This window comes from Deinococcus frigens DSM 12807, assembly GCF_000701425.1.
Lineage (GTDB): Bacteria > Deinococcota > Deinococci > Deinococcales > Deinococcaceae > Deinococcus > Deinococcus frigens.
Map to the genome: position 1 here is coordinate 1 of NZ_JNIW01000007.1, position 23699 is coordinate 23699.

19 protein-coding genes, 1 tRNA gene and 1 pseudogene are annotated in these 23699 nt (G+C 66.6%); 12 read left to right on the forward strand and 9 right to left on the reverse strand.

Going from position 1 to position 23699, the window contains the following annotated elements:
• Both Q322_RS24095 and Q322_RS0103845 read left to right on the forward strand, forming a co-directional pair.
• A pseudogene (locus tag Q322_RS24095) lies at positions 1-218 on the forward strand (IS701-like element ISPlag1 family transposase); the annotation flags it as partial.
• Between the two features lie 24 nt (positions 219-242).
• Positions 243-707 carry a GNAT family N-acetyltransferase gene (locus tag Q322_RS0103845; protein ID WP_029476113.1) on the forward strand — a complete coding sequence of 155 codons (465 nt, stop codon included), beginning with the start codon at positions 243-245 and terminating at the stop codon, positions 705-707.
• A gap of 43 nt (positions 708-750) precedes the next feature.
• Here the strand turns inward: Q322_RS0103845 and Q322_RS0103850 are convergent.
• Positions 751-824 (reverse strand) — tRNA-Gln (locus Q322_RS0103850).
• A 329-nt stretch (positions 825-1153) separates the two neighbouring features.
• On the opposite strand from Q322_RS0103850, the gene Q322_RS0103855 reads away from it, so the two are divergent.
• Positions 1154-3148 (forward strand): 30S ribosomal protein S1, encoded by a 1995-nt coding sequence (locus Q322_RS0103855; RefSeq protein WP_034417517.1) that lies wholly within the window; start codon positions 1154-1156, stop codon positions 3146-3148.
• Between the two features lie 430 nt (positions 3149-3578).
• Positions 3579-4184: a TetR/AcrR family transcriptional regulator gene (locus Q322_RS0103860; protein WP_051668136.1), complete on the forward strand. Its 606-nt coding sequence runs from the start codon at positions 3579-3581 to the stop codon at positions 4182-4184.
• Positions 4185-4211: 27 nt separating this feature from the next.
• Here the strand turns inward: Q322_RS0103860 and Q322_RS0103865 are convergent, their stop codons facing one another.
• A complete protein-coding gene (locus Q322_RS0103865; protein WP_245593129.1) occupies positions 4212-5195 on the reverse strand; it encodes a DMT family transporter in 984 nt (327 codons plus the stop codon).
• 118 nt (positions 5196-5313) lie between these two features.
• Between Q322_RS0103865 and Q322_RS0103870 the strand changes: the two genes are divergently transcribed.
• Positions 5314-5571, forward strand: a complete 258-nt coding sequence (locus Q322_RS0103870) for an NAD(P)H-dependent oxidoreductase subunit E (protein ID WP_029476120.1) — start codon at positions 5314-5316, stop codon at positions 5569-5571.
• Positions 5572-5634: 63 nt separating this feature from the next.
• On the opposite strand, the gene Q322_RS0103875 is transcribed toward Q322_RS0103870, so the two are convergent.
• Positions 5635-6909 (reverse strand): S41 family peptidase, encoded by a 1275-nt coding sequence (locus tag Q322_RS0103875; RefSeq protein WP_245593130.1) that lies wholly within the window; start codon positions 6907-6909, stop codon positions 5635-5637.
• A 552-nt stretch (positions 6910-7461) separates the two neighbouring features.
• On the opposite strand from Q322_RS0103875, the gene Q322_RS23055 reads away from it, so the two are divergent.
• Positions 7462-8058, forward strand: coding sequence for a hypothetical protein (locus Q322_RS23055; RefSeq protein ID WP_156952869.1), 597 nt, complete (start codon positions 7462-7464; stop codon positions 8056-8058).
• An 82-nt stretch (positions 8059-8140) separates the two neighbouring features.
• Positions 8141-8557: a hypothetical protein gene (locus tag Q322_RS23060; protein WP_156952870.1), complete on the forward strand. Its 417-nt coding sequence runs from the start codon at positions 8141-8143 to the stop codon at positions 8555-8557.
• A gap of 228 nt (positions 8558-8785) precedes the next feature.
• Here Q322_RS23060 and Q322_RS0103890 read toward each other — a convergent pair whose 3' ends face one another.
• Positions 8786-11725 (reverse strand): hypothetical protein, encoded by a 2940-nt coding sequence (locus Q322_RS0103890; RefSeq protein ID WP_034417524.1) that lies wholly within the window; start codon positions 11723-11725, stop codon positions 8786-8788.
• 186 nt (positions 11726-11911) lie between these two features.
• On the opposite strand from Q322_RS0103890, the gene Q322_RS0103895 reads away from it, so the two are divergent.
• The 4 genes from Q322_RS0103895 (at position 11912) to Q322_RS0103910 (ending at position 15030) form a co-directional block, all read left to right on the forward strand.
• A complete protein-coding gene (locus tag Q322_RS0103895; protein ID WP_029476129.1) occupies positions 11912-12703 on the forward strand; it encodes a hypothetical protein in 792 nt (263 codons plus the stop codon).
• 132 nt (positions 12704-12835) lie between these two features.
• Positions 12836-13720, forward strand: coding sequence for a PhzF family phenazine biosynthesis isomerase (locus Q322_RS0103900; RefSeq protein WP_029476132.1), 885 nt, complete (start codon positions 12836-12838; stop codon positions 13718-13720).
• Positions 13721-13828: 108 nt separating this feature from the next.
• Positions 13829-14623: a Cof-type HAD-IIB family hydrolase gene (locus tag Q322_RS0103905; RefSeq protein WP_029476134.1), complete on the forward strand. Its 795-nt coding sequence runs from the start codon at positions 13829-13831 to the stop codon at positions 14621-14623.
• Positions 14624-14643: 20 nt separating this feature from the next.
• On the forward strand, positions 14644-15030 hold the full coding sequence (locus Q322_RS0103910; protein ID WP_029476137.1) for a DUF1622 domain-containing protein: 387 nt from the start codon (positions 14644-14646) through the stop codon (positions 15028-15030).
• 59 nt (positions 15031-15089) lie between these two features.
• Here the strand turns inward: Q322_RS0103910 and recQ are convergent, their stop codons facing one another.
• Positions 15090-17339: a DNA helicase RecQ gene (gene recQ / locus Q322_RS0103915; protein ID WP_029476139.1), complete on the reverse strand. Its 2250-nt coding sequence runs from the start codon at positions 17337-17339 to the stop codon at positions 15090-15092.
• 592 nt (positions 17340-17931) lie between these two features.
• On the reverse strand, positions 17932-18729 hold the full coding sequence (locus Q322_RS0103925) for a MerR family transcriptional regulator (protein ID WP_034417526.1): 798 nt from the start codon (positions 18727-18729) through the stop codon (positions 17932-17934).
• A 55-nt stretch (positions 18730-18784) separates the two neighbouring features.
• On the opposite strand from Q322_RS0103925, the gene Q322_RS0103930 reads away from it, so the two are divergent.
• Positions 18785-19675: a zinc-dependent alcohol dehydrogenase gene (locus Q322_RS0103930; RefSeq protein WP_029476143.1), complete on the forward strand. Its 891-nt coding sequence runs from the start codon at positions 18785-18787 to the stop codon at positions 19673-19675.
• 11 nt (positions 19676-19686) lie between these two features.
• On the opposite strand, the gene Q322_RS0103935 is transcribed toward Q322_RS0103930, so the two are convergent.
• From Q322_RS0103935 to Q322_RS0103945, 3 genes are all read right to left on the reverse strand, one after another.
• Entirely contained in the window at positions 19687-21156 is a 1470-nt protein-coding gene (locus tag Q322_RS0103935; RefSeq protein ID WP_029476145.1) for an alpha-amylase family glycosyl hydrolase, read from the reverse strand.
• Between the two features lie 97 nt (positions 21157-21253).
• Positions 21254-22774, reverse strand: coding sequence for an aldehyde dehydrogenase (NADP(+)) (locus tag Q322_RS0103940; RefSeq protein WP_051668140.1), 1521 nt, complete (start codon positions 22772-22774; stop codon positions 21254-21256).
• Positions 22771-23688, reverse strand: coding sequence for a dihydrodipicolinate synthase family protein (locus Q322_RS0103945; RefSeq protein WP_029476149.1), 918 nt, complete (start codon positions 23686-23688; stop codon positions 22771-22773). Before Q322_RS0103945 ends, Q322_RS0103940 begins: the two co-directional genes overlap by 4 nt.
• Between the last annotated feature and the right edge of the window lie 11 nt (positions 23689-23699).

Sequence of the window (23699 nt, forward strand, 5' to 3'; positions counted from 1 at the left end):
TCTTTCACCGCGAATTGAAGCAGATCACCGGGACCGAAGACTGTCAATGCCGTCTGGGGCGATCTCAACGCAATCACATCGGCACTGCCATGCTGGTCTGGATTCGATTGAACCAGCAGGCCAAAGAGGCGAAGAAAACGATATACGCGCTAAAATTCGGTCTTCTTGATGACTACATGCGCCAGCAGCTCAAAAACCCATCTCTGAGTTTCGCGTAAGCCCTAGACTGTCAAACTCAGGCCATGTCTCCAATCCTTCGCCCTTACCGCGTCGCTGACCGTAGCGCCTGCCTGACGTTGTTCGACAGCAATACCCCGGACTTCTTCCTGCCTTACGAGCGGGACGAATTCACTCAGTGGTTGGATCACGAGCGGTTGGACGCGCCCAGTGATTATCTGGTCATGGAGGATGCGGACGGTTCCGTGGTGGCCTGCGGCGGCGTGTGGCAGGAGGAGAACGGCGCGGGACTCGCTTGGGGCATGGTCTCACGTGACCGCCAGCGACAGGGCTTCGGCTCTGCGCTGCTGCTCGCCCGGCTGGAGCGGCTGCGCGAACTGGGCGTGAAAAGGGTCCATCTGGACACCACGCCCCAGTCGTCTCCCTTCTTTGTGCGCCACGGCTTTCAGGAGCTGCGGCGCACGCCGGACGGTTATGGGCCGGGCCAGGACCGGATCGACATGGTGGCGTGGCTGGACCCAGGTGACTGAGGGGACAACAAAAAACCCCGCCGTGAGACGAGGTTTGCAGTTCTGGTTGGGGCACAAGGACTCGAACCTTGATCGACAGTGTCAGAGACTGTTGTCCTGCCATTAGACGATGCCCCAGCAGAAAAGGGATTGCTTTCCCACACGAGGAAGGCGACAGGAAGTATACCGGGGCCTCCTGAATGCGTCAAGGTCTCGGGGCCAAGGGCGTACGGGCGGGCTGTCTTCAGCATTCGGTCAGAAATGAATGGACTGCGTTCAGAGCGTGCTTGCCGCGCCCGCCTGGACTCTGGTACACTGATCGATGTTGCCGGGCCGTTGCGTCCGTGTTCTGGAACCTTTGGGGAATAGACATTCTGGGGGGATTGGGGCCGAAGGACGCGCGGTAGCAGGTTTACAGAAGCTGGCTTGCAGGCAGGAGTTTTGCAAGCCCAGGAGGACAGGAGTTCATGGAAGACAACACCCAGACCCCCGTGACGCAAAACGGGACTCAGCCCACGACGGGCACCGAGACGGCCACCGACACCCAGGCGGAGGGCATGACCGCTGTCGCCCGTGAGGTGGAGACCACCAGCGCCGAGGCCACGGAGGCGCAGCCGACGGAAGCCCAGCCTACGGAAGCGCAACCCACGGAAGCGCAACCCACGGAAGCGCAAACCGCCGAGGTACAGGCTCCGGCAGCCCAGGCTCCAGCAGCCCCTGCGGAGGAAGCTCCGGTCCCCCAGCAGGCTGTCCCTCAACCCAGCAGCGCCCCCGTTGCTCCTGAGGAACGCGAGTACCCGGCCATGACCATGGAGGACATCCTCGCCAGTGAGGCGCAGGAACCCCAGAGCGTGACGCGCGGTGACATTGTGGACGGCCAGATCGTGTTCATCGGCCAGGAAGGCATCGCCGTGGACATCGGCTCGAAGGTGGAGGGCATCATTCCTCTTAACCAGCTCGGCGATGAGCCGGTGACGCTGGAAGAGGCCCAGGCCATGTACAAGCCTGGCGAGCAGATCGAGGCGTATGTGGTGCGCGTGGACCTGTCCAACAGCCAGATCGTGCTGAGCAAGAAACGGGCCGATCAGGACAAGGGCTGGCGCGTGCTGGAAAAGATGCAGGAGGCCGACGAGGCCTTTGAAGTCGAGGTGCTGGAGAAGGTGCGCGGCGGTCTGGTGGCCCAGGTCGAGGGCATCCGTGCGTTCCTGCCCGCGTCGCAGGTCGATACCCGCCGGGTCAACGACCTGGACCCCTACGTGGCCAAGCCGTTGATGGTCAAGCTGATCGAGTTGAATCGCAAGCGCAACCGCGTGATCATCAGCCACCGCGCCATCATGGAAGCCCAGAAAGCCAAGGCCCGTGAAGAGACGGTCGGCCAGTTGGAACCCGGCGCGCAGTTCGAGGGCGAAGTGGTCGAGATCACCGATTTTGGCGTGTTCGTCAACCTCGGCGGCATCGACGGTCTGGTGCACCGTAGTGAACTGACCTACGGGCGCTTCAACCACCCCCGCGACGTGGTGGCGGTTGGGGACAAGGTCCAGGTTCAGGTTATCGACGTGGACGAGGGCCGTGAGCGCATCAACCTGTCCATGAAGTCGCTGACCCAGGACCCCTGGGAAGGTGCGATTGACCGTTACAGCGTGGGCCAGCGCGTCAAGGGCAAGGTCACCAACCTGACCAACTTCGGGGCCTTCGTGGAGCTGGAGTCCGGTCTGGAAGGTCTGGTCCACGTGTCTGAAATGAGCTGGACCAAGCGCGTGCGTCACCCCAACGAGGTCATGAAGGAAGGCGACGAGGTGGAAGCCGTCATCTTGCGGATTGATCCCAAGGACCGCCGCATCAGCCTGGGCATCCGTCAGACCACCGACGATCCCTGGAGCGCGCTGCCGGACCGTTACCCGCCCGGCACGCCGGTCAAGGGCAAGATCACCGGCATGACCGATTTCGGCGTGTTCATGGAGATCGAGGAAGGCATCGAGGGCCTGATCCACATCAGCGAACTCGACACCGCGCGCGTCAACAACCCGGCGGACCTGTTCAAGAAGGGCGACGAGATCGAGGCCATGATCCTGAACATTGACCCCGTCGAGCAGCGCGCCAGCCTGAGCCGTCGCCGCTTCCTGGGCGGAGGCGCACCCCCCGCTGCGGGCGGTGGCCAGCGCGATTACGTCAGCCAGGGTGGCGGCAGCCGCAGCGACCGTTACGGCGGCGCACCCGGCGGCGGACGCACCGGTGGCGGTGGACGTGGTGGGCGTGGCGGCGGAGCCGACTACAACTACAACGCCAAGGACGCTTCTCAGGGCGGCAAGATCAGCACCAAGCTGGGCGACGTGTACGCCGACCTGTTCGCGCAGTTCGGTCTGGGCGGCGACAAGAAGGATGACGTTGCCACGACGGAAGTGGCCAACGCCGAATCCGCTGACAGCAGCACCGAAAACAAGACCGAGGACACCCAGGCTTAAGCCCCTGAAGTTCGGAGTTGAATAAAAAAGAGGCCCGGATGCGTTGAGTGTCCGGGCCTTTTTCTGGTTGGAGAAGACGTGGACAACAACGGGTTTACGCTTGCCCGGCCCGCCCAACCCCTCCGCCCTTGCCGGGCACCTTTTCTCAAAAGGGAGGCGAGAATCGCGCACTTGCCCAGCCAGCCGCGTTTTTCGGCTCCGTTCTGGGAGGGCTGACTGCGAAGCAGACTGAGGGGTTTTCGTGAGAGCGTGCCAGGTTCACCTCAAACGGATTCCGTTTGTCCTCCTGCTCGCTGTCTCGTCCAGAGCAGCGACCATGAGGACGCCTGGACGTCCGCTCGGATGTCCAGGTGTTTCCGGTGCCTTGCGGTCGGAGTCCGTACCAGCCAATCAAGCCTTCCCGTCACTTCCTTTTAGACAGGCAGGTATCATGCGGGGCGTGACCGTCCCTCTGCCGCCCACTTCTGCCCCCACCCCCGACACCACCCGCGTTCGCATCGGGCAGGAGGCGGCGCGACTGTTCGTGGCGAGTGGCTACCACGGCGTCTCCATGCGTGAGGTGGCCGAGGCGGTGGGCGTAACCAAGCCCGCGCTGTACCACCACTACGCCGACAAGGAATCGCTGTTCCTGGCGATGCTGGACGGCGCGCTGGCGGGCCTGGCGCGGCTGATCGAGCATGCCTCGGCACAGAGCGGCCTGCCCGCACAACTGGACACACTGGTGGGCGAGCTGGCCGACAGCGCCCCCGCACAGCGTGTGGGCCTGCAACTGGCCTCCGAACTGCGGCACGTTTCGCCAGAACGCCGCAAGGCCTTTGAAACCGAGTACCGTCAGGTCTGGATGGGCGGCCTGAGCGCCCTGTTCGAGGCTGCCTCGGCGCGCGGGGAACTGAGGAGCGATCTGCCGCCGCAGATGCTGACGCGGGCATTTCTGGCGCTGATCTACCCGCTGGTCACGGGCACGCCGCCCGCCGATCCACGGGGCACGGCGCGGGCCTTGCTGGCGGTCTATCTGGACGGGGTCAGGCCGCGCTGACCACGCGCTGGGTCTCTCCTCCTCACCTCATCGCAGGGGAGGGGATTTTTCATTGACGCCCTGAACCGTGTCCCTCTTCCGCATTGGTCTGCCCACCCGCCCGGATTCCGGCCAGTTCGCCAGCGTCGCCCCGATCAGGATCACGGCGGCCAGGCCCCACACGCTGGCGGGCAGCCGCTCGTGGAGCAGCGCGGCGCTGAGGACCAGGGCGATCACCGGGGCCAGCGCCTGCCACACGCTGATGCGGGCCGCCCCCAGCACCCGCGCGCCGCCCGCCCAGGCCAGGTAAGCAACCACATTGGCCCCCAGCGCGCTGAAGCCGATGCCCAGCCACACGGCAGGCGGCACACCCGTTCCTGACTCGCCCGAGAAGTGGAGGTGGGGCAGCGCGTACAGCAGGTACGGCACGCTGCCCAGCGCCAGGCTAAAGGCCACGAAGGGCAGCGTCCCTAGCCGCGCCGACAGCGGACGGTTAAACAGCGTGTACAGCGCCCAGACCACCCCGGCGGCCAGCAGCCACAGCAGCCCCGTGGGTGTGACCGACACCCCTGGCACGCGCGTGAGCGCCAGCAGGCCCAGCAGCCCGGCAAAGGCCACCGCCACGCCCAGCCCCTGGCGGCGCGTAAAGCCCTGCCCCAGCAGCAACCCCAGCGGCAGCACCAGCACCGGCACCAGCCCGTTGACCAGTCCCGCCACGCCCGCCGGGTTCAGGTTGATTCCGGTCAGGAAGAACGCCTGAAACAGCGTGTTGCCCAGCAGGCCCACCCCGACCACCGCCAGCCAGGTCCGGGCGTCCCAGCGCGGCCAGCCGTCGGCGCGGACAGCCAGCGCCACAAGTACGCTGCCCGCGATCAACACCCGCACGGTGTTGGTGGTTTCGGCGTTCAGGACGCCCAGCACGGCTTTCAGGGCCACCACGTTCGCGCCCCACAGGAACACGGTCAGCAGTACGCCCAGTAGGGCCAGCCGCTCGGACGCGGAAGCGGGGGCAGATGGGAGGGGAGCCGTCACGAAACCGAGCATACGCCCCAGATTCGCCGCAGCCTCAGCCGCTAGCATGCTCCGGCACCCGGTCCGCAGTTCCCATCATCGCCGCACCCGAATGCCGCACCCGAATAAGGAGTCCCCCATGCCCGTCACCCGTCTGGAAATCTGCAACGAACACCTGTCCGTCGATCAGCGCGAGGCCCTGCTGGACGCCGTGTGGGAACACCTACGCATCAGCCCCGGCATGGTCACCGCAGACGGCAACGTGGAACTGGCCCTGTCGCAGTGCGGCGCAGGCGTGAACGCCGAGGACGCTCCGCTGGTGCGGGTGGGCGGTCAGGACTATTCCAACGTGACGCCGCAGAAGCTGGTCTCGCTCTTGCGGCGCTGGACGCGGTGAGTCTGGCCGCCTGAGCGCAGGAGCTTCCAGCCCTGAAACGATCATTCAGACTTTCAGACATCCTCACCGCGCCGCCCGCGCCTCCAGCGCCTGCAACGCCGCCTCCAGCGTCACGTCGCGGCCCCCCTCGGCCAGGGCCACGATGTCGCCGGGAGCCAGCACGTCGGGCGTGATGGTGTCGGGCAACGGCTCGCCCTGCCCGTTAAAGGCGCGCAGCACCGTCACCGAGACCACACCGCCATCGGGCAGCGGATCAAAGACCACGCCGCTGTTGCCCACGCCGCGCGTCCTCTCGCCCACGGCGATGGCCCCGGCCCGCTGCGCGTAGTAGGTAAAGACCTCGGCGCACGAGGCGGTACTCGGCCCCACCAGCACGGCGGTGGGTCCCTTCCAGACCGCGCTGCCGGGGGGCACCGTCTTCATGTTCAGGAAGTGGCCGCGCGTGCCGTTAACACCGGTGTAGCTGTAGGTGGACAGCGTGCCGCCTACGCGGGTCTGGGATCTGTACTCCACCGGGGCAAAGACGCTGGCAGCGGCCACGCACTCGGTCAGGCTGCCGCCACCGTTGTAGCGCAGGTCCACGATCAGCTCGCGCGCCCCCGCCACCTGAGCCTCCCTGAGCCGGTCCAGAAAAAGCTGGGAGGCGTCGCTGGGCAAAAAGGTGGGGTATGAGATCACCGCCACCTTGCCGTCCGCACCCGTCCAGGACAGGGTGGGTACGTCACGGGCCAGCAGCGAGGCAGTGGTCAGATTGAGGGTCAGCTCCGGGCTGGCGGGCCGCTTGATGGTCACGCGGATGGGCCGGGCCGCCCGTTCCAGGCGGATAAATTCGTTGGGGCCAATGGGTGCGTTCTCGCCGCCGCGCTTGCCCGCAGCCTGACCGTCCACGGTGGTCACCAGATCGAACACGCGCAGGCCCTCGGCTTCAGCGGGACTGCCGGGGATGATCGACACCACCAGCAGGCCGCCCTCGGCCCGTGAGAGCCGCGCGCCGGTGCGCTGGACAGCCAGATCCTGCGTGACCTCGCGCAGCCGCTCGGCCCCCTCCGGGTCGCGGACATTGGTGTGGGCGTCGCCAAATTCCTTGAACAGGTCCTGCAACACGTCGCGGCCCGTGGCGTAGGAACACGCCTCGCCCTGATCCGAACACCGCACCCGCAGCAGGGCGTCGTATTTCTCGCTCAGCGCCCCCAGATCCGCCGTGGACCAGCCGTAATACTCACGCGCCACCTGCTGCGTGGCCGAGCGAAACAGATCGCTGGCCGGACTGGCCCCCGCCATGCTCAGGACGAGCAGCAGGGCCGGAAGGGGCGCGCGGAGGGAGCGGTTGAGTGGCACGCCCCAGCGTAAGGCCCCGCAGGTGGCGGGCGTGAGGGGCGCGCTTTCAATCTGCGGGCTGGGCGGCGCGGGGCGCCACTGAACCGCAGAGTAGAATCAGATTCGTCGGCAGACCCAGGAGATGTTCAATCTCACGGTCAGTCAGGCCCACACATATTATGTAGGGGAGGATGGGTGGCTCGTTCATAATGCTAATATCGCCTGCTCGCTTGAAGCGCGCGCCCAGCAGATACAAAAACTGCAACCCCCTGGCAAAGCGCAAGGTATGAGTACCACATCGGTTACAGAGGCTCTTGATGGTAACGGAAATACGAGGTACATAGTTTCAAGCAGTCGCCCTCGTCTGACGCCAGCGCAAAGACAAGCTTTGGGACCCAATGAGATTGAAGGCACAGGTCTTGGTCATGCTGAAGTTACGGGAATCGATAATGCAGTGGACTGGGGATGGTTGCCAACTCGTCAGGCAGCATCACGCCCTATTTGTCCCTCCTGTGCGGCATATCAAAAGAGTTATGGAGTTACTCCTACAAGTCCACTTAAGGTTGGTAAATAGTGCTTAATTTATACAAAGATGAAGCGATTCACAAGATGATTGACTCAAAATCTAATGGTTGTATAGAGTCTTATGGTAGGATTCTGATCTGCGCTACTTCATCATATCTAGAAATGTTTTTTGTACTGGATGAGAAAAATGCTCAAAAACTGCATTTAATACTGAAGGCTCTAACCGATAACAAGACTATTATAGGGGTACCGGCACTAAAATCTTTAGAGGATGATATAGGATTATTACTTAATTCTGTAATAGAAATTGGTGATAATGCGGCTGAATTCAGCCTTCATGTTGCTCAATACTTCATCGAGTATTTATCCGATGGAGATAAAGATAAAATTAAATACATGGATATATCCTTTCTCAATGTATCTGATTACATAGCTCAAGAGCATGAACTAAAGAAGGACCACGCTACAGAGAGCGAGATAGAGCAGTCTCAGATAATGACAGCATATCGAAGTTTGAGAAACAGGGTTCTCGAATACTGTGATAAAGATACAAATGAGGTGCAATCTATCGCACAAGATCAACAGAAAAGTCTATGTAGCGAATATGTGGATATAGTAAAGCGATACACTAGCATCACGAGATGAATAGCAGGCCCAATCTATACCATTTCCACTTTGAAACTTGGTCTCCAAGCCAAGTGTCAAATGTTCTGCAAAGGATACCGAAATGAAGTGGTCTATCCGCAGTACACACTACGAGTCGGGAGAAAATTTTGTTCGTTTATTCCGAGTAGAAAGTCAGTTAGGCGGCATATGGAAGTCTACTGTAGTTCCTGTTGAATTTGAGCAATACGATATCGAAATAGACATAGATCTTCATATCGAAAAACTTAATCCGATCAAAACGACGAATGGAATTTATCGAATGTCTGTAGTAGGTGGTGAAAATCGCATTATCGGGCTGATTGAAGATGTTGATGAGGAAGATAATCTTCATTACCTTCGCATTTCTATCGATGGTCTAATCATGATTGAATCGAGTGGTCTTGTGCTAAACAAGGGGGATTTCTACATCTTATCAGTTCCCCTCGCTGCTCTGGAGATCACACCCCTTGGACGCGTAGCAATGAGCAGCTCCCCTTGAGACGGGATGGTTCTGTTTCCCCGCTGTGGTGCTACCGAGGTGCTACCACCCATCTCTCAACCGCCGAAAGCGGAAGCCTGAGCGCCTAAAAACCCCATCCCAGCGCCGCCGTAGCCCAACTCCCCGAAGGTGCTACGGCAGCGCTACATTGCCTCAAATCTTCTACCAAATAGCCCCCCCTACTTTGCGCCCAGCCGACAAAAACCGCTTGCTCAGAGATGTTCAATCTCACGGTAGAGACGGCTCAAGCTGGGCCACCCCCTCCTCCCCCGCTTCCAGCAGCCACAGGGCGTCGCCGGGGCGCAGGTGGGCCAGAGCCTCAGCGCGCGGGCCGTGGAGCCGGTGCAGCAGCGTCCAGCCCTCTCTACCCTCTTCCAGCACCCGCCCCAGCGCCCGCCATATGCCCGCGCGGAAGGGGGCCAGGGCCGGGTCTGCCAGGGCGGCACGCAGCCAGTGGACCGTCGGCACGCCGTCGCCCAGGGTCACGGTGGCCTCCAGCGTCAGCAGTTGCGCCTGCAAGCCGGGATCGGGCACGTCGCCTGGTCCATTGACCGGCCCGGGCTGCACGCGGCGCAGCAGGGCGTGGGCGCGGTTCAGATCGGCTAGGGCGTCGGCAGGGCGGCCCGCGCGCAACTGCACCTCGGCGCGCAGGGCGCGGGCCTGGGCTTCCTCGTAGGGGTGGGCGGCCAGTGCCAGGGCGCGGTCCACGCTGGCCAGGGCTTTTGCCGGACCGGGTTCGGCCAGCGCCCGGCTTAGGTGCATGTCGAACAGCAGAATGCTGTCGCGGTCACTGCCCTTTCCCGAACTGCCCTTTCCCGGCTGGGCTATCAGGCGGTCCAGCAGCTCGCGGGCCTGCCGCAAATCGGGATGGTCCCGCGCCGGGCCGAGCAGGGGTTGCAGGTACGCGCTGCCCAGCCCGCGCGTCAGGTAGGCCAGGGCCACGCGGTAGCGGGTGCGGCGCTGGCGGTACTGGACCTCGGCGGGGCGGGCGCTGCGGCCTTCCAGCAGGGCCAGCGCCTGGGCCGAGGCCGCCAGCGCGTCGTCCGGGCGGCCCAGCGCCAGCAGCACCGGCAGACCTTCCGAAAGCAGGCGGGCGCGGGGCACCCCATCGGCATGGCGGCGCGGATCGGGGGGGAGCAGGGCCAGGGCGCGGGTCAGGGTGGCGTGGGCCTCGGCCACCCACCCCAGGCGGCGCAGGGCAGTGGCGCTGCGGGCCAGGACGCGGGCGCGTTCCTCCTCGCCCGCACCCGCCGTTTCCAGCCGGGCCACCGCGTCGCGCAGGGCCGCGAGCGCTGCGGCAGGCTGGCCCAGCCGCAGGCGCAGGTCTCCCTCCTGATAGCGGGCGCGGGCCGAGAGCAGCGGGCTGGAGGTGGGCACCGAGGCCAGCGCGTCCAGCGCCTCGTCCCAGCGTCCGGCGTCCTTGGCGATCAGGCCACGCCATAGCCCCGCACGGGGGCCGCCCACCGCCGCACGCGGGTCAGAAACGGCGTGGGTGGCCGCTTCCAGATCACCCGCCCAGCGCGCCAGGGCCGCCTGCACCAGCAACGCGTCGGCGCAGGCGGCCACCGCCCAGGGGTCACGGGGGACGGCGGCTTTCAGCACTCCGGAAACTTCGGCGTGGGCCAGTTGTTCTGCCGCCGCCGCCATGTTTCCGGCTTCCAGGCTGCTCTCGGCCAGCTTGACGCGCGCCCAGGCCCGCACGGGCAGGCGGGCGGCCTCCAGCAGCGTGGACAGCGCGCCCCGCAGCCCCGAGTCGTGGTAGTCGCCCCGGCCCGCGTGGTGCCGCACCACCGCCCCGGCCAGATCTTCGCGGGTCTCGCCCGCCGCGCCGTGACGGATGGACGGCCACAACGGCGGCAGCCAGCGCGCGTCGTCGGGCTGCGCGTGGATCTGGGCGGCCAGCGCTGCCCAGTCCTCAAGCACCACCAGAGCGGCAAGCTGGACGGGCCTGAACGCCCCGGAGGTCAGTTCGGCCAGTCGGCGCAGCGCCCCAGCACGGTCCTTGGCATTCACCCCCCTCCAGGCGGCGCGCAGCGCAGGCGTGGCGGTCCAGCCCAGCGCGTCCGAACCGGCCAGCAGGGCGCGGGCATGCGGCGGAAGCTGCCGGAATTCCCGTCCCAGCGCGGCCCGCAGCAGTTCGGGCGGCCAGGCGGCGGCGGGCGCATGCGGCGTGCTGGCCTCCAGCGCCGCCGTCGCCCCGGCCAGCCGCCGGATGTCGGGGTCCGCCAGCAGGTTCGGCAGGTCTGCCCCGGCCTCACCCCCACGCAGCCGCACCAGCAGGCTCAGGCGGTCCAGGTGGCGTCCGGTCTCGGCCACCAGCAGATCGGCCTCGGCGCGGGGAATGCCCAGGCGGGCCATCAGGTAGCCGCGCGCCTCGGCGGGGGTGGGTGGATGCAGGGCGATCAGTTCGGGCGTTTGCGGGGCGAAATCTGCGGCGGTGGCTTGTTCTAACGCCAGCAGCACGGCCAGTCCCGGCGGCGCAGCGTGCAACAGGTGCTCGGCGGCCCAGCGCGCCGCAGACACCGCCGAACCGTCGGCGCTGCGGGGTGGGCCGCCCGCGAAGCTCAGGTCAGCGGTGACCCGCACCAGCAAGGTGCCAGATGCCGCAAGCTGACGCCGCGCGGCCTCCATCTGTGCCGCCGCGAGCTGTGCGTAGGCCGTGCCGGGCGCGGCCTCCAGCTCCAGCAGGGCGCTGACCTCGCCAGACAGAAACAGCCTCCTTACGGGCAGTCCAGCCTCGCGCAGGGCCGCGTCCAGGCTGTCCAGCAGCACGGTCTTGCCCGCCCCAACCCGGCCTGTCACGATCAATTTTGGCGCCCGCCCCGCCCGCACTCCGGCCAGGAACTGGCGGTAGGCCCGCTTCTTGCTGCGGCCCAGCAGTTCCAGCTCGGCGGGCAGCGGGGCGGGCGCGGAAACCGTCGGCGTTTCGGGCAACGGACGGCCTGTCTCGACAGCAAGCTCGGCCAGGATGACGCGCAGGGTCTCGCGGTCCGCCGCCGTGCCGATGTCGCGGTAGATGATGTTCCTGACCGCCGCGCCTCCGGCCCCCCGTGAACGCATCTGGGTTTCCAGCCAGCGCAGGCTGCCGCGCCGCACCCCTGCACCCCCGCCGCCAGCATCCGGGGGCAGGTGGGCGCGCAGATCGGCCAGCACCGCCTTGTAGTCCACGATGGTTCCCAGGGTAGCACCCGCAGCAAAATAGACCCGGTGCAGAACAAAGCGGGGGCAGCGTTCCTAACGCGTTCACCAGCAAGCCGGGGCGGGGCTGTGTATACTTGGCACAGCCTTCAATCCAATTCCCCCATCCTCGGCTAACACCGTCTTGGCCATTCCCACGGCCCCTGGAGAATCCCCATGCGTAAACCGATGCTGACCGCCGCCCTGACCGCCGCCCTCGTGGCCACCGCCGCCTCTGCTCAGAACCAGGGAGCAGCCCAGGCCCTGTACGATATGGGTAAGTGGCAGGAAGCCGCCGCCGCCGCCGCCGCCCTGAACACCAGCGCGGGCCTGGCCCTGGCCGCCGAGGCCACCACCGCCGGGGCGGGCATGGTCCCCGACGGCCAGAAAAAAGCGCTGTTCCAGAAGGCGCAGGACTACGCTAATGCAGCAATTAAACTTGCTAATCCTGGTCTAATAACGAAATGTATTACTCAAACGGGCGCGCAGACAACGACAACTGAATGTAAAACATTTAATGAAATTTCTAGGGGACCTGCTGCCGACGCCTACTTCGAGCTGGCCCGCGCGCAGGGCCGTCTGGCGCAGTTTTCCGGCATCCTGCAAAGCCTGGGGCTGGCCGGGGACATGAAGAAGAACCTGGATCAGGCGATTGCCCTGAACCCCAGGCTGGCCGGGGCCTACGTGGCGCTGGGGCTGTGGCACGCCAATCTGGACGAGAAGGGCTTCATCGCCCGCCGCGCCACCGGGGCCGACAAGAACCAGATCGCCCCCAACTTCGACAAGGCCTTTGCGCTGGAGCCGAACGTGGCCGTCCACCGCATCGAGTACGCCAACGCCCTGATCCTCCAGAAGAACAGGACGGAGGCCGCCGCGCAGTTGCAAAAGGCCGTCGCCATGCCCGCCGACACCTTCTGGCAAAAGCGTGATCTGGAAGCGGCGAAGAAGACGCTGGCCGGGCTGAAGTAAGCGCCGAGCCAGTCGAAAGGTCTGGGAGTTTGAAGGTCTGAACGCAAGACAGGAGTATTGATCTCCTGCGTTCAGACCTTTTGATATTGAGAGCTTTCGACTTCTCCATCTCCACACGCTAAATTGAGGCCCATGATCGCCTACAGCGAGGTCAGCGCCTTCACGCGCACGCCGGGCCTGGGCAACCGCGCCGGGGTGGTGCTGGACGCCGCCGCGCTGTCGGGGGCCGAGATGCGCGAGCTGGCCGCCTTTCTGGGCGCGCCCGAGACCGTGTTCGTGACCCGCCTGGGCCGCTCCGCCGTGCGGGTGCGTTACTTCACCCCCACGCAGGAGGTCGAGTTCTGCGGCCACGCCACGCTGGCGCTGGGGCTGATGCTGGCCCAGGCGGGGCTGTGGCGCGGCGAGGCGCTGGAACTCGAAACCCTGGCGGGCCGGGTGCCGCTGCGGCTGATCAGCGAGGCGGGCGTGCCGCACCAGGTCTGGATGCGCCAGCAACGCCATGAGGTCCGCGCCCTGCCTGGCAGCCTGCGCGCCGAACTGGCCGAGGCGCTGGGCATCGACGCCCGCATGATCCACAGAGGGCTGCCGATGGCCGCCGCCAGCACGGGCCTGTGGAGTGCGTTTGTGCCGCTGCTGGACCCGCTGATTCTGGACGCGGTGGAACCCGATCTGGAGCGGATTGCCCGGCTCAGCGCGGCGCTGGAGGTGGGCAGCGTCTACGCCTACGCGCCGATGGGCGTCAACCGGTTTGCGGCGCGCGACTTCGCCCCGGCGCTGGGCATTCCCGAGGACCCTGTGACCGGCAGCGCGGGCGGTGCCCTGCTGGCCCTGCTGGCGCACGGAGGCCGCCTGCCGGTGCGCGCCGGGCGGGCCTGCGGCGTGATCTACCAGGGCCACGCGCTGGGCACCCCCGGCGAAGTGGAGGTGGAGGTGGAGATGCGCGGCGACGCCGTGGTGGCCGTCCATGTCGGCGGCTGCGCGGTGCTGGAGCGGGAGGGGGTCTGGAAGCGGGATTGATGGGAAAGATTGAGCGACTTGCGAAGTCAGTTGAGCTACACCTGTATTTCCAAGAGCCGTCTATCTTCCCCCGCCCCCACCCGACAACCAACCCCTAGACTCCGGCGCATGCTGGGACTGATTTGTGTGGATGTGGACGGAACCCTGATCGGCACGGGCAATGCCGTGCGCGACGACGTGTGGGCGGCGCTGGCGGCGGCCAGAGCGGAGGGGGTCCGCATCGCGCTGTGTAGCGGGCGGCCAGCCATCGGGAACGCGCTGGGCTACGCGCGGCGGCTGGACGCGGACGGCTGGCACGTCTTTCAGAACGGGGCCAGTGTGGTCAAGGTGGATTCTGGCGAGAGCCTCTCCGAGGCCCTGCCCGGCGGCGCGCTGCCCCTGCTGATCGCCCGCGCCCACGCCGAGGACCGCCTGCTGGAAATCTACACCGACACCGAATTTGGCGTGACCAAATCTGGCAGGCTGGCCGAGCGGCACGCCGCACTGCTGGGCGTGCCGTACAGCCCGCGCACGCCTGAAAGTCTGGTGGGAACGCGGGTGCGGGCGCAGTGGGTGGTCCCGCGCGAGCAGGAAACGGCGGTGACGGCGGAGCCTCATCCGGGGCTGGACCTGCACCCGGCGGGCAGCCCGGCCATGCCGGACGCCATGTTCATCAGCATCACGCGCGCGGGTGTCAGCAAGGGCAGCGCGGTGCGGCGCATTGCCTCGGAATACGGGCTGAGCATGGACCGCGTGATGATGGTGGGCGACGGCGAGAACGACGTGAGCGCCATGCGCGCTGTGGGCCATCCAGTGGCGATGGGCAACGCGGACCCGCCCGCCCGCGCCGCCGCGCGCTACACGGTGGGCCATGTGGATGATGGAGGTTTGATGGAAGCCGTGCAGTTGGCGCTGACGCTGTAGGCGCTAGAGTCGCCGTGACCATGCTGGCAACTGTTGAAGGAACCGTTCAGATCGGCGCGCGGGCAATTGCCTCCATCGCGGAGTTCTCGGCGGCAGTGATCATCGCCGCCGCGATTGTGCAGGCGCTGTGGCGCTCGGTGCGGGCGCTGTTCCTGCCGCGCGACAGCGCCGCCAACGACGAGGCCAAACAAAATCTGCGCCTGCAACTGGGCCGCTGGCTGGCCATTGCCCTGGAATTTTTGCTGGCCGCCGACATTCTGCTGACCGCCATCGCCCCCACCTGGGAGGACATCGGCAAGCTGGGGGCCATCGCGCTGATCCGCACGGCGCTGAACTACTTTCTGGAACGGGAGATCGACGCGAATAACCGGGAGAGGGGGAAGTTAAAAGTGGACAGGAGCGCGTAGGGTTCAGGTGGTTTACCACGCTCCCGCCGGCTTGACCCCCTCGAAGGGAGCCGGGAAGACTATTCGTCCAGCGCCGTCAGGACCACGTCCACAATGCGTTCGCCGTAGTTCTCGATGCGCTTTGGTCCCATGCCGGACAGGCCCTCCAGGTCAGCCAGGGTGCGTGGGCAGGCGTCGGCGAGGGCCTCAAGGGTGGCGTTCGGGAAGATCACAAAAGCGCTGTGGCCGGTTTCGCGGGTCAACTCGCGGCGCAGCTCGCGCAGGGCGTCGGCGACTTCGGTGTGGGCAGGAGCGGGCGCGGTTTCCCCTGCCTGGGCTGGGGCTGAGAACAGCGATGGGGCAGGCCCGCGCACCGGCTGGGACGGCGTCCGCTCCTGCTCCTGCCCGCGCAGCATGCCCAGCACGGCGCTGTTCGCCCGCGCTCCACGTTCGGCGGGCAAGGCGGGCCGCGCCGCCTCCCGCCCCCCACTGCCCGAATGTTCGCGCACGATGTCCAGCACCGCCTCGCCGTAATCGGCCAGTTTGCGCTGGCCCACGCCACTGACGGTTCCCAGCGTGGACGCGCTGCCGGGGCGCAGCTCGCAGATGGCCTTGAGGGTGGCGTCGCTGAAAATGGCGTAGGGCGGCACAGACTTTTGCCGGGCAAGCTGGAGTCGCCACGCGCGCAATGCCTCGAACAGTGGGGCGTCCTGGGCGTCCACCGGGGCGCGGCTGCTGCGGGAGGCGTCCCGGTCACGCTTCCTGACCTTTTCGCGGGGAACGAGACTATCCTCGCGCAGCATCAGTGTCGTCTCGCCTTTCAGGAGCGGGCGGGATTTGCCGGTGGCGCTCAGGCCGTAGTGTTCGCCCGCCGCGAGGTGGCCCAGGCTGACCAGTTGGCGAATCAGCCCGCGCCACATCTTCTCGTCGTGGCCCTTGCCGACGCCGAAGGTGGGCAGCAGGTGGTGGCCCATACCCACGACTTTCTCGGTGGGCTGGCCCAGCAGCACGTCGGTCAGGTGCGCCGCGCCGAAACAGTTCCCGGTGCGAATGGCGGCGCTCAGGGCCATCTGCGCCTCGCGGGTGGCGTCGCGCACTTTGGGCGGGTTCAGGCAGATATCGCAGTTGCCGCAGGGTTCGTCGCGCTGTTCTCCAAAATAAGCAAGGAGCAGTTGGCGGCGGCAGGTGGCGGCCTCACAGTACGTCAGCAGGGCGTCCAGCTTGGCAGCCTCCACGCGCTTCACGTCCTCGGGCGCGTCGCTTTGCGAGAGCATCCGCTTCACGTTCACCACATCGGCCAGACCGTAGACCATCCAGGCGGTGCTGGGCAGGCCGTCGCGCCCGGCGCGGCCCGTTTCCTGGTAGTAGCCCTCCATGCTCTTGGGCAGGTCCAGATGCGCCACGAAGCGCACGTTGGGCTTGTCGATGCCCATGCCAAAGGCCACCGTTGCCACCACCACCACGCCCTCATCGTTCAGAAAGCGTTCCTGGGCGTGGTTGCGTTCACGCGGCGAGAGGCCCGCGTGGTACGGCACGGCGTCCACGCCCTGCGTCGCCAGCCACTGCGCGGTCTGCTCCACCGACTTGCGCGACAGGCAGTACACGATGCCCGCGTCGCCCCGGTGTTCGGCATGGACGAAGTCCAGCAGTTGGGTCTTCGGCCCCTCTTTGTTCGCCACCCGGTACTGGATGTTGGGGCGGTCAAAGCTGGAGATGAACTGCGCCGCGCCGCCCAGCTCCAGCACGCGCAGGATGTCGGCGCGCGTGCGGTCATCGGCGGTGGCGGTCAGGGCCACGCGCGGAATGTCGGGGAAACGCTGCGGCAGCACACCCAGTTGCCCGTATTCGGGCCGGAAGTCATGCCCCCACTGCGAGACACAGTGCGCCTCGTCGATGGCGAACAGCGCCACCGGGGCGCTTCGGAGCAGCTCTAGCGTGCGCGGCAGCAACAGGCGTTCGGGGGCCACGTACAGCAGGTCTAACGTTCCGGCCAGCAGCGCGGCCTCCACCTCCCGCACACTCTGGAGAGGCAGGCTGGAGTTGAGAAAGGCGGCCCGCACACCAAACTGGCGCAGCGCGTCCACCTGATCCTTCATCAGCGCAATCAACGGCGACACCACAATGCCGGTGCCGGGGCGCAGCAGGCTGGGCACCTGATAGCACAGGCTTTTGCCGCCGCCGGTGGGCATCAGCACCAGCGCGTTGCCCCCACCCACCACCGTCCGCACGATGTCGGCCTGCACGTCCCGGAACTGACTGTAGCCCCAGACCCGGCTCAGGACTTCCAGGGCGCGGGCGTCGGTATCAGGTTGAGGCTGGACAAGGGACATTCCTGCCAGGATAGCGCGTTCTGTGCAGGGCGTAATCGGGTGAAAAGGTGGGCAAGGTGGGAGGCGAACCCCCCCAGTCTGCTTCCCGACGCCCTACATGACCCAGCGCACCGCCGATCTTGCCGAGGGGTTCCGCACCATTCTTTCAGGCGGCTACCCGGGCCTGTTGCTGTCGGGGCTGGGTCTTCAGCCCACATGCGCTGGGCGTGTCGGTGGTGCTGGGAACGCTGCTGGGTGTGCTGCGGGTCTTCCGGGTGCCGCCGCTGGAGGCGGCTGGGCGTCACGCTGGCTGTCCAGCAGCGCTGCTGGCGCTGGTCTAGAGCATTTGTCCGAATTACAGCATCGGGAAAGGAGACTCCCGATGCTTCCATTCTCCCAAATACTCTGCGAAATTCACTCACTCCGTTCGGTCAAAAGTGGAGAACTCTTTTGACAAATGCTCTAGTTCCTGCCGACCTTCACGCTGACCCGTGTGGTGCGCCCGTTTGAGCGGCGGCTGGGGCGCGGGCAGGCGGGGCCGGAGCGGCGAGGAATCTGAAGATGTGGGGAGGTCTGAAAGTCTAAGCGCCGCCGCCCCATCACCCATCGTCCGTTACCCATCAACTTCCTGCGCCCACGCCAGCACCGCCGCGCTCGAATACGCCGCCAGCCCCCCGCCCACGCTGTCAATGCTGGTCCTGAAGCGTTCGTCGGCCACCCACATCTCGGCCAGACCGCGCATCATTGTGGGCGGGGCGTCGTAGTAGCGGGCGGAAATATGGTCGTGATGATCGGCGGCCACCGCCCTGGCCCCGGCAGAATCGGGGGGCGTTCCGGCGCGCATCAGGGCCAGGTAACGGGCGTAGATGGCGTTCATCTCGGCCCTGACCGCCTCCCAGTCGGCTCTGGTGTACCTGCTGGTCCAACGGGCGCTCTGCCTGTAGGCATCGGTGTCGCCCCAGCGCTGGCGGGCCTCCTGCTCATGCTCGGCAGGATCGAAGCCGTCAAAGAGGTCTTTCAGTTCGGCGTTGGTCATCTTCGGAACTCCCTCGCCGCGTTCGGCGGCTTGCAGGTAGGCCAGGGCGGCGTCCAGCGTGGACTGGGTGCGGCGCTGTTTCTCGCGCAGCAGGGCCACCTGCGTTCGCAACGCCGCCACCTCGTCGCCGGGCGGGGCGTCCAGCACGCGGGCGATCTCGGCCAGCGGGAAGCCCAGTTCGCGGTAGCTCAGCACGCGCCACAGCCGCGCCAGATCGGCGGGGGTATACAGGCGGTAACCCGCCTCCGTGCGCGCGCCGGGCCGGAGCAGCCCGGTGGCGTCGTAGTGGTGCAGCGTGCGGACGCTCAGGCGGGTCAGCAGCGCCACCTCGCCCACGGTCCAGGTCTGTTCTGTCGTCGCGCTTATGGCCTCCATAAACAGCAGCGTAATGGCTGACGTCGCGTGAGGGTCAAGGGGTCAGAATGGGAGCATGAAACGCCGCCTCACCGTCACCGCGCCCAACAAATTTTGCTGGGAGGAGGTGAACCTGCTGCCGCCCGGCCCCGCTGAAGTCCTCGTCAGGACGCGTCTGAGTGCCGTCAGCGTCGCCTCGGAATTGAGTGTGATGCGGGATGGGCCGTTCCCTGCGCGGCTGGGGTATCAGACGCTGGGCGTGCTGGAGGCGGTGGGCGCGGCTGTGGAGCTTGAGGCGGGACAGCGGGTCTTCACAGCTCTAGGCCACGCCAGCGCGGGCATCCACCGGGCCGGGAAGGTGATCCCCGTCCCAGACCACATCCCAGACCGGCAGGCGCTGGCGGTCCTGCTGGGCGAGGAAACCCATAAGGGCGTTCGCAAAGTCGCGCCGCAGCCGCAGGAGCGCGTGCTAGTGGCGGGCGCGGGCCTGCTGGGGCTGCTGAGCGTGTTTAACCTGACCCGCCGGGGAATAGAAAAAGTGACCGTGCTGGAACCGGACGCGGAGCGGCGAGAACTGGCCCTGGCCTTCGGCGCAGCTTCAGCCTGCGCGTCCGGCCACCTCCCGCACGATGCCTACGATCTGGGCCTGGAATGCAGCGCATCCCCGGCAGGATTCGTGGAACTGCTCTCCCATCTGAAACCTGGCGGGCGCTGCTGCGTGCTGTCGGATGGCAACTGGGGGGCGCTGACCCTGCCGCCCGCCTTCCACACCCGCGAGCTGAGTGTGGTGGCGTCCAGCGACGGCGAGGATTACGCGACCTATGCCGGGTGGCTGTGGGAACACGCCGATCCCGTTCTGGAACGGCTGTTCGCAGAAACCATCACGCCGGATGACTTGCCCGCCACCTTTGCCCGGCTGCGGCAGCCACCGCGCCCGGTGTCGGTGGTGGTGGACTGGACGGCGTGAAACTCAGGCGCTCAGTTCAGCTTGAAGGCCGCCGCATCTTCCGGGGGCAGGCTGAGGTGTAAAAAACCGTTGCTGATCCTGATCTTGGCGTCCTGTCCGGCAAACAGGGTCTGGAGGACCGGACTGGTCCCGGCCTTCAGGTCAAGGCCAACCACGTTCAGGCCCAGGCTGCTGAGTTTCAACGAGTAGCTGCGGCGCTCCTTGCCACCGTGCCAGGCGACGACCACCCGCTGCCCGCCCTGTTCGCGCGTGAACAGCAGCAGGCGGTCCGCGACGCTGGCGGGCGTCCTGAGTAGCTTCAAGATTCCCCGGCTCAGGGCGGGACTGGCCTGCCGCACGGCGATGGCGTCGCGAGCCACCTCGAACACGGCCTTTTCCTGGGGGGTCCACTGGGCCTCGAAGCGCATGTCGCGGCGGTTGTCGGGGTCCGCGCCGCCGCGCATGGCGATCTCGGTGCCCTGCCAGATCACGGGAACGCCGCGCAGGGTCATCAGGGCGCGCAGGCCGTACTTGGTCCGCGCCTGGCCCACGTCCTCGAACAGGGAACCCTGCGCGAAACGCGGCACGTCGTGGTTGTCCAGGAACAGCGCGACCTCGCCGGGGCGCGGCAGTTCGCCCTGACGCGACAGCACGGCGGCCACCGCGCCGAGGCCCTGCCCGGCCATGATGCTGCCCTGCATGGCGGCCTGGAGGCTGAACAGGAACAGGCTGTCGAAGCCCCGGCGCTGCCACTCGGCCACCGTGCCGCTGTCGGCGTTGTACCACTCGCCCAGCGTCCAGATTCCGGCGGCGCGGTCACTGGACAGCAGATCGCCCAGGAACAGCCCGTCCACGTTCTTGATGGCGTCGTAGCGGAATGCAGACGCGCCCTGATCGCGCCAGAAGCGGGCGTTGCCCATCAGCAGATCGCGCACCTGGGGACTGCTCTGTTTCAGGTCCGGCAGCCCGGCTAGCGGGCAGTCGGCGTCCTTCTGGCGCGAGGCGTCGCACTCGGCCTTGCCGTTGAACCACGCCGGATGCTCCCGGACGGCGGGGGCCAGGTAGCCGTAGTGGTTGATGACCTGATCCAGGACCACCCGCATCCCGCCCGCCTGCGCGGCCCTCGTGAAGGCTCCGAAATCGGCCAGCGTTCCAAAGTTCGGGTCCACCTTGCGGAAGTCGGCGGGCCAGTAGCCGTGGTACGGCGCGGTATCAAAGGAATTCTGCGCCTGCTGCTGATAGACCGGCGTGAGCCACACCGCCGTGGCCCCCAGCTTCTGGATGTACGGCAGCTTCGCGGTCAGGCCCGCCAGATCGCCGCCGTGCCACGCGCGCGGGTCCGCCCGGTCGACGCCCGCGTTGTTGGCCGCGTTGCCATCGAAAAATCGGTCCGGCATGACCTGATAGATCACCTGCCCCTCGAAGGAGGACAGGGGGGCACCGGTCTGTGCCGATGCGCCCGCCGTCGCCAGCAGCGCGCCAAGCAGAAGGGTTGTTCGCATGGGGCATGCTATCGCCCCACCGGGCAGCCGTGTGGAAGAGCAGGCGGGGGCATTGGGGGGTGTCCTCCCCCATCTCTGCCCGTTGCCGCGCCCTGGCTCAGCGCATCTGTTCGCCGTCCACCAGCCGCCAGAGGCCGTGCGGGTTGGCGTCCTGCAATTCAGGCGGCAGGGCGCGGTCCGGAAAGTCCTGATACGCGCGCAGGCGGGTAAACCGCGTGATGGCGAGGCTGCCCACGCTGGTGCTGCGCCCGCCGTCGCTGGTGGCCGGGAAGGGGCCGCCGTGGACCATCGCGTGGCCCACCTCCACCCCGGTGGGGAAGCCGTTCAGGACCAGTCGCCCGGCCCGCACGCCCATGACGTGCAACAGGTCAGAAAGTCCGTCCAGTTCGGCGTCCGTGGCGTGCAGGGTGGCGGTCAACTGGCCTTCCAGTCCGGCCAGCACGGGCGTAACCTCGGCCAGCCGGTCGTAACGCACCGCCACGCTGAGGGGGCCGAACACTTCATCGGCCAGCTTGGGGGTGAATTGAGCGATGGGCACGCTGAGAAGCTGGGGCTGTGCGCCTCTTTCCGGTTCCAAACCCTGGGTCAGACGCTCGACGCCCGCCGTCCCCAGATGCCGCGCCGCACCCACCTGATAGGCGTTCAGAATGCCGCCCGTGAGCAGCGTGCAGGCCGGAGTCGCGTCCAGTTTGGCGGCCACATCCTTCAGGAATTGATCGCCCGCCTTGCTCACCGGCACGAACAGCAGCCCCGGCTGGGTGCAGAGCTGACCGCCCGAACCGCTGATGCTGGCGGCCAGACCTTTTGCCAGCGCCGCGCCGTTCGCCGCCAGAGCCTCCGCCGTGAACACGCTGGGATTGACGCTGCTCATCTCGGCATAGACGGGAATGGGCACCTCGCGCGCCTGGGCCGCCGCCACCAGCGCCAGTCCGCCCGCGCGGGAGCCGGTGAAGCCGACGGCGTGAATGTCGGGATGCTGGACCAGCTTCACGCCCAGCTCGTAGCCATCCTCGTAGACAATGCCGAACACGCCTGCGGGCAGGCCACACCCCGCCGCCGCCTCGCTGATCGCTTGTGCCGCCAGCTTGGATGTCGCCGGGTGCGCCGGGTGCGCCTTGACCACCACCGGACAGCCCGCCGCCAGCGCGGAGGCGGTGTCGCCCCCAGCCACGCTGAAGGCCAGCGGAAAGTTGCTGGCCCCAAAGACGGCCACCGGCCCCAGCGGAACGCGCAGACTGCGGACATCGGGTTTAACCGGCTTGCGGGCCAGGTCGCCGTGGTCAATGCGGGCGTCCACCCACGAACCGTCTGCCGCCACGCGTGCGAACAGCCGCAGTTGATTGGCGGTGCGGCCCACCTCGCCGCGCAAGCGGGGTTCGGGCAGACCAGCCTCCGCCATCGCCGCCTCAACAAAGGCGTCGGCCCGCGCCTCAATTCCGGCAGCGGCGGCGTTCAGGAAATCGGCGCGTTGCGTGGGCGTGCTGGACGCAAAACCGCGCGCCGCGTCCCTTGCTGCCGCCACCAGCGTCTCCAGTTCCTGCGGCGTGGTCACGTCAAACGCGGGGGCCAGAGGTTGCCCCGTGGCCGGATTCGTCGCCTGGAAGGTGCGGGCGGTCATGCGCCCACTCCGGCAGGCACGCGCCCGGAAGCGGCTTTGAGAAGCTCGCCGACCTCGGCCTTCTCGGCGTCGGTGAGTTCCAGCCGGGGGGCGCGAACGCGGGCGCTGCCGTGCCCGGTTTCTTCCTGCACGAATTTAATGAGTTGCACGAACTTGTTTACCACGTCCAGACGCAAGAGCGGCAGGAACCAACGGTACAGCTCGGCGGCCTCCCGCGTCTTGCCGTCCCGTGCCAGATGGAACAGGCGCACGCTCTCGGCGGGGTAGGCGTTGATCAGGCCCGCCACCCAGCCGGTTGCGCCCGCCGCGACGCCCTCCACGATGGCGTCGTCCAGACCCACCAGCACGTCCACCGACTCGGGCAACGCGGCGCGCAGGGCGGTCACGCGGCGCACGTCCCCGCTGCTTTCCTTGACGCCACGGAGGTTGGCGTGGTCCCCGGCCAGCTCAGCAATTTGCGGGGCCAGAAAATCGGTGCGGTACGCGCCGGGGTTGTTGTACAGGATCACGGGCAGCTCGGTGGCTCCCACCAGCGCGGCCATGTGCACCTTCATCTCGCGCCAGTCGCTCGTGTACACATAGGGCGGCAGCGCCATCAGGCCGCCGCAGCCCGCGTCCCGCGCCGAGCGGGCCAGCCGCACCCCGCCCGCCGTGCTGAGGCTGGCGATGCCGGGAATCACCGGCTTGCCGTCCAGCGCGTCTACCAGGGTGTCCAGCACCGCCAGCTTCTCGTCCATTTCCAGCGTGTTGGTCTCGCCCAGCGAACCCAGCGGAATCATGCCGTCGCAGCCAGCGGCCATCATCCAGCGGGCATGTTCGCGCAGAAAGCCGTGATCCACGCTGCCGTCGGCATTAAAGGGCGTGGTAATGGCGGGAAAAACGCCCTGGAAGGGGTGGGGGTTGGAAGTGGTCATGTATGGCTCCT

Bases quoted from the DNA above. Each gene is read 5' to 3' on its own strand.
- Q322_RS0103930 (WP_029476143.1), top strand. From the start codon at position 18,785: ATGAAACGCCGCCTCACCGTCACCGCGCCCAACAAATTTTGCTGGGAG.
- Q322_RS0103905 (WP_029476134.1), top strand. From the start codon at position 13,829: ATGCTGGGACTGATTTGTGTGGATGTGGACGGAACCCTGATCGGCACG.
- Q322_RS0103895 (WP_029476129.1), top strand. From the start codon at position 11,912: ATGCGTAAACCGATGCTGACCGCCGCCCTGACCGCCGCCCTCGTGGCC.
- Q322_RS0103855 (WP_034417517.1), top strand. From the start codon at position 1,154: ATGGAAGACAACACCCAGACCCCCGTGACGCAAAACGGGACTCAGCCC.
- Q322_RS23060 (WP_156952870.1), top strand. From the start codon at position 8,141: ATGAAGTGGTCTATCCGCAGTACACACTACGAGTCGGGAGAAAATTTT.
- Q322_RS0103925 (WP_034417526.1), bottom strand. From the start codon at position 18,729: ATGGAGGCCATAAGCGCGACGACAGAACAGACCTGGACCGTGGGCGAG.
- Q322_RS0103940 (WP_051668140.1), bottom strand. From the start codon at position 22,774: ATGACCGCCCGCACCTTCCAGGCGACGAATCCGGCCACGGGGCAACCT.
- Q322_RS0103845 (WP_029476113.1), top strand. From the start codon at position 243: ATGTCTCCAATCCTTCGCCCTTACCGCGTCGCTGACCGTAGCGCCTGC.
- Q322_RS0103910 (WP_029476137.1), top strand. From the start codon at position 14,644: ATGCTGGCAACTGTTGAAGGAACCGTTCAGATCGGCGCGCGGGCAATT.
- Q322_RS0103870 (WP_029476120.1), top strand. From the start codon at position 5,314: ATGCCCGTCACCCGTCTGGAAATCTGCAACGAACACCTGTCCGTCGAT.
- recQ (WP_029476139.1), bottom strand. From the start codon at position 17,339: ATGTCCCTTGTCCAGCCTCAACCTGATACCGACGCCCGCGCCCTGGAA.
- Q322_RS0103900 (WP_029476132.1), top strand. From the start codon at position 12,836: ATGATCGCCTACAGCGAGGTCAGCGCCTTCACGCGCACGCCGGGCCTG.
- Q322_RS0103935 (WP_029476145.1), bottom strand. From the start codon at position 21,156: ATGCGAACAACCCTTCTGCTTGGCGCGCTGCTGGCGACGGCGGGCGCA.
- Q322_RS0103860 (WP_051668136.1), top strand. From the start codon at position 3,579: ATGCGGGGCGTGACCGTCCCTCTGCCGCCCACTTCTGCCCCCACCCCC.
- Q322_RS0103945 (WP_029476149.1), bottom strand. From the start codon at position 23,688: ATGACCACTTCCAACCCCCACCCCTTCCAGGGCGTTTTTCCCGCCATT.